The organism is Trebonia sp. (assembly GCF_049794275.1).
GTDB lineage: Bacteria > Actinomycetota > Actinomycetes > Streptosporangiales > Streptosporangiaceae > Trebonia.
Genome location: NZ_JBARCR010000538.1, coordinates 1 through 4,732, shown reverse-complemented (window position 1 = coordinate 4,732; position 4,732 = coordinate 1). Strand labels below are relative to the sequence as shown.

Sequence of the window (4,732 nt, the reverse complement as noted above, 5' to 3'; positions counted from 1 at the left end):
GGATCGGTGACGGCGACGACGCGGCGCACCGCGGGTTCGACGCGCTGCACGGGCTGACCAGGGCGCTGCGGCCCACCGCGCTGCTGCACGGGCACGTGCACCCGTACGGGATGCACCCCGAGCTTCGGCTGCTGCACGGCGCTACAGTGGCTAACGTGACCGGCTGGCACCTGCTCGACATCCGGCCGGGGACCGGGCTGGCCGAGCTACTTCCGGCGCCAGCCCGGGCCGTCGGGCGGGGACGCGCGAGCGGCGGCCAGCGCGATGCCCGCTGACACCGGATTCCCGCGCTCCGACGTGGAAAACGACTTCCTGCGGGTCAGGCGCCGCCAGGTGCTCGCCAGGATGGTCCAGCGACTGCGCCGCGCGCCGGACGACGTGAACGTCATCCTGCCGCTCGACGAGGTGCTCGCGGCCCTTGGCCGCCGCGGCGAGCGACGGCTCGGCCTGCAGACGATCCGGCTGGACAGCATCGTCGGGACGGTCGACTCCACCCGGGACTTCGACAGGAAGTTCCGCCCCACCAGCGGGCGGGTGCGGGAGCGCTGGGAGCGCCTAGCGCTGGCGCAGCGGCGCGGCGAGCCGATCCCGCCGATCGACGTGTACCGGGTGGGTGATCTGTACTTCGTCGAGGACGGTCACCACCGGGTGTCGATAGCGCTGGCCTCCGGCGCTAAGACGATCGAGGCGTACGTGACCGAAGTGGACACCGAGCTGCCGCCCAGCGGCATCAGGGGGCACCGGGACCTGCTGTTCAAGAGCTACGAGCGGATATTCAGGGAGCGGGTGCCGCTCGGCGGGCCGGCGATGGCCAAGATCACCGTGACCGACCCGTGGTCGTACGCCGAGCTCGGCGAGGCCGTGGAGGCGTGGGGGTTCCGCTGGATGCAGGACCGGCGCCGGTTCGCCGACCGCGCGGAGGTCGCCGGGCACTGGTACACGGAGGAGTACCAGCCGGTGGTGCGCCTGATGCGGTCAGCAGGTCTGGTCGGCGACAGCACGGAGGCCGAGGCCTACCTGCGGGTCGCGACCGAACGGTACCGGCTGATCCTGGCACACGAGTGGAGCGACGAGATCGTCGAGCGGCTGCGCGACAAGATCAGGTGATGTTGTCCGTCCGTGTCGAGGTGTCGGGCGCTGCCTCCTCAGGCGCTGCCTCCTCAGGCGCTGGCGCAGCGGGTGCGGCGGGTGCGGTAGAGGTGGCGGTCCGCTCCTCGGCGTTACCGAGCGACAGGTTGCGCCCGCTGGCCGGGTCGAAGACGTGCAGCGCACGGCCGTCCACCCACAGGTCGGCCTCGGAGCCCTCGCGGATCCGGCTGGCGGCGTCCAGCCTGGCGACGATCGTGTCGCCGCCGCCGCCGGTTTCCCCGCGCCCGGCATCCGCGGCGAGTTCCTCGAGTTCGGCGGAGTTCACCCCGGACTCGCGGCCGTGGGTGAAGTAGACGAAGACGTCGGAGCCTATCGATTCGAGGACGTCGATGTTGGACTTGAACGTGATCCCGTGCGGGCGGTTGTCCGCCGACACGAGCGCCGCGTCCTCGAAGTTCTCCGGCCGGACGCCCACGATCACCTGGCGGCCGGTGTTCTCCTGCGTGAGTTCGTGGCGCAGCCGGTCGGTCAGCGGGAAGTCGCCGAGGCTGGTGCGCAGCTTGTTGTCCTCGATCGTGCCGGACAGGAAGTTCATCGCAGGCGAGCCGATGAAGCCGGCCACGAACAGGTTCTCCGGCGTGTCGTAAAGCTGTTTGGGGCTGCCCACCTGCTGCAGCAGCCCACTGCGCATGACCACCACCCGGTCGCCGAGCGTCAGCGCCTCGACCTGGTCGTGCGTCACGTACACGGTGGTCGTGCCCAGGCGGCGCTGAAGCCGGGAGATCTCGGTGCGCGTCTGGACGCGCAGCTTGGCGTCCAGGTTGGACAGCGGCTCGTCCATCAGGAACACGGCCGGATCGCGGACGATCGCCCGGCCCATCGCCACCCGCTGCCGCTGGCCGCCGGACAGGTTGGCCGGCTTGCGGTCCAGGTACTGGCTCAGGTCGAGGATCCTGGCCGCCTCCTCGACCTTCTGGTTGATCACGTCCTTCGGCGTCTTGGCGAGCTTCAGCGCGAACCCCATGTTCTCCCGCACGGTCATGTGCGGGTAGAGGGCGTAACTCTGGAAGACCATGGCGATGTCGCGGTCCTTCGGCGACTTGCTGTTCACCACCTGGCCGCCGATCAGCAGCTCGCCTGAGGTGATGTCCTCAAGGCCCGCGATCATGTTGAGGGTCGTCGACTTCCCGCACCCCGACGGGCCGACCAGGATGACGAACTCCCCGTCGCGAATGTCCAGGTTGAAGTCGTTAACCGCCAGCGACCCGTCGGGAAAGCGCTTGGTGATGTGTTCGAGCACGATTTCTGCCACTTGTCTGTCCTTTCTCCGCTTTCTCCGCTGACCGCTAGCCCTTGACGGCGCCGGACGTCAGCCCGGCGACGATCCGGCGCTGGAAGAACAGCACAAAGATGATGATCGGGATCGTGATGACCACCGCGGCGGCGGAGATCGGGCCGGTCGGGACCGTGAACACCGACCCGCCGCTGAAGTACTCCATGGCGGCCGGCGCGGTGCGCGAGGCGATCGTCGAGGTGAACGAGATCGCCAGGATGAAGTCGTTCCAGCAGGCCAGGAAGACCAGGATGGCGGTGGTCACCATGCCGGGCGCGGCGAGCGGGGCGATGACCCTGATGAACGCCTGGAACGGGGTAGCGCCGTCCACCTTGGCGGCCTTCTCCAGTTCCCACGGGATCTCGCGGAAGAACGCCGACAGGATGTATATCCCCAACGGCAGCCCGAACGCTATGTACGGGATGATCAGGCCCGGCCAGGTGTTGAACAGCCCGAGCGCGCGCTCGATGGTGAACAACGGGGTCACCAGCGCGATCAGCGGGAACATGGCGATCAGCAGCGCCATCCCGATGAGCACGCCCTTGCCGGGGAACTGCAGCCGTGCGATGGCGTACGCGGCCATGGAGGCGAGTCCCACCGCGACGATCGTGGAGATGAGGCCGATGCCGATCGAGTTCAGCAGCGGCCGCAGGAACTGCGAGCTGGTCAGGATCCCGCTGTAGTTCCCCCACGTCCACTGCGAGGGGATGAACGACGGGTCGAGGACCGCCGTGGGCGTCTTGAGCGACAGCGAGAGCAGCCAGAGCACCGGGATCAGCGCTAGCGCGATGACGACGAAGTTCGCCGACAGCCAGCCGACCCGCCGCTGCGGCGTGATTACGGCCATCAGCGGATCACCTCTTTCCGATGTCCGAGCCGGGGGCCGCGGTGCCGAAGCCCAGGATGTAGATGATCGCGATGATCGCCACGCAGATGAAGATGAGGATCGAGATCGTCGACCCGATGCCCAGGTTCAGCGCGTTGAACAGGTTGTCGTAGCCGAGGATCGACACCGAGCCGGTGCCGTTGTTGCCGGAGGTCAGGATGAAGATGGTGTCGAAGATCCGGAAGGAGTCCAGCGTCCGGAAGAGCAGCGCGACCAGGATCGCGGGCTTCATCAGCGGCAGCGTGATCCTGACGAAGCGCTGCCAGCCGGTCGCGCCGTCCACCCTCGCGGCATTCTGCAGGTCGTCGGGTATCAGCGAGAGCCCGGCGAGCAGCAGCAGGCCCATGAACGGCGTGGTCTTCCAGATCTCCGCGATGATGATAACGATGATGGCCTGGACCTGGTTCGTCAGCGGCGCGCTGTTGTTGAACGCGGCGGACAGGTAGCCCTGGCTGGGCGTCCACGCGTACTGCCAGCTGTAGGCCGCGGCCACCGTCACGATCCCGTACGGGATCAGCGAGGTGGTGCGGACCGTGCCCCGGCCGAACAGCGTCCGGTGCAGCACCATGGCGAGCAGCATGCCGAGCACCAGCGTGATGGCCACCGAGAAAACCGTGATGATCAGGGTCACCCACAGCGCCTGCCACCAGTACTGCGAGCTGAGCACCGCGGCGTAGTTGGCGAACCCGATGAACGCCTTGTTCTGCGGCGCCGCGAGGTTGTACCGCTGCAGGGACAGGTACACCGCGTAGACGATCGGGTAGGCGGCGACCGCGAGCATCACGATGACCGCCGGCGCGATGAGCATGAAGCCGAGCCTGCGCTCGGCGCGCGCGCCCTCCGACAGCTCCGGTTTGCCCTTCTTCGCCGCGTGGGCGGGCGTGGGCTTGGTCGTTACCGCCGGCGTGGTGGTACTCATCGGCCCCTCCTTCGGGTCACGGGACCAGTCCCTTGGACGCTAGGGCGTTGTTGATCTGGCCGACCAACGACTGCTCCGTGCCGGTCGGGCTGATGCCCGAGGGCGGCGAGATCAGGTGCGAGATGTCGATGGACACCACCTGGTAGAACGGGGTCTGCGGGCGCACGCTCGCGTTCGCGAGCGAGGCCAGGATTGCAGCGTGCATCGGGTAGTCGGGGAACAGCTTCGGGTTGGTGTACAGGCTGGCGATCGTGGGCGGCACGCCGCCGACCGTGGCCCCGATGAGCTGGTTCTGCGCGTCGCGCAGGCATAGGGCGGCCTGGAAGGCGAGGTTTTTGTGCGTGGAGTACGCGCTGACCGCGAGGTCGATGCCGCCGATGGTCACCTTGGCCGGGACGCCGGGGATGACCTGGGGGTAGGGCGCCCACTTGAAGACCTTGAAGAGCTTGGGGTTGTCGGATTTCATCCCCGGATAGACGAACGGGTAGTTCAGCTCGAAGGCGGC

4 protein-coding genes and 2 pseudogenes are annotated in these 4,732 nt (G+C 67.9%); 2 read left to right on the top strand and 4 right to left on the bottom strand.

Annotated elements, in window-relative coordinates; all coding sequences use genetic code 11:
- Window positions 1-275, top strand: a pseudogene (locus WA805_RS14845) (hypothetical protein); the annotation flags it as partial.
- Entirely contained in the window at window positions 265-1,107 is an 843-nt protein-coding gene (locus WA805_RS14840) for a chromosome partitioning protein ParB (RefSeq protein ID WP_422285522.1), read from the top strand. The pseudogene WA805_RS14845 and the gene WA805_RS14840, both read left to right, overlap by 11 nt.
- Here WA805_RS14840 and WA805_RS14835 read toward each other — a convergent pair.
- From WA805_RS14835 to WA805_RS14820, 4 genes and pseudogenes are all read right to left on the bottom strand, one after another.
- Window positions 1,100-2,401, bottom strand: a complete 1,302-nt coding sequence (locus tag WA805_RS14835) for an ABC transporter ATP-binding protein (protein WP_425242608.1) — start codon at window positions 2,399-2,401, stop codon at window positions 1,100-1,102. The two genes, WA805_RS14840 and WA805_RS14835, sit on opposite strands and share 8 nt — an antisense overlap.
- Before the next feature lie 34 nt (window positions 2,402-2,435).
- Complete coding sequence (locus tag WA805_RS14830) at window positions 2,436-3,269, bottom strand: carbohydrate ABC transporter permease (RefSeq protein WP_422281648.1); 834 nt, start codon at window positions 3,267-3,269, stop codon at window positions 2,436-2,438.
- Window positions 3,270-3,276: 7 nt separating this feature from the next.
- The gene (locus tag WA805_RS14825; RefSeq protein ID WP_422281646.1) at window positions 3,277-4,227 is read right to left on the bottom strand and encodes a carbohydrate ABC transporter permease; all 951 of its coding nucleotides are present in this window, start codon (window positions 4,225-4,227) and stop codon (window positions 3,277-3,279) included.
- 16 nt (window positions 4,228-4,243) lie between these two features.
- Window positions 4,244-4,732: pseudogene (locus WA805_RS14820) on the bottom strand (ABC transporter substrate-binding protein); the annotation flags it as partial.

Coding starts and splice junctions, on each gene's coding strand:
- WA805_RS14840 (WP_422285522.1), top strand. CDS start 265: ATGCCCGCTGACACCGGATTCCCGCGCTCCGACGTGGAAAACGACTTC.
- WA805_RS14830 (WP_422281648.1), bottom strand. CDS start 3,269: ATGGCCGTAATCACGCCGCAGCGGCGGGTCGGCTGGCTGTCGGCGAAC.
- WA805_RS14825 (WP_422281646.1), bottom strand. CDS start 4,227: ATGAGTACCACCACGCCGGCGGTAACGACCAAGCCCACGCCCGCCCAC.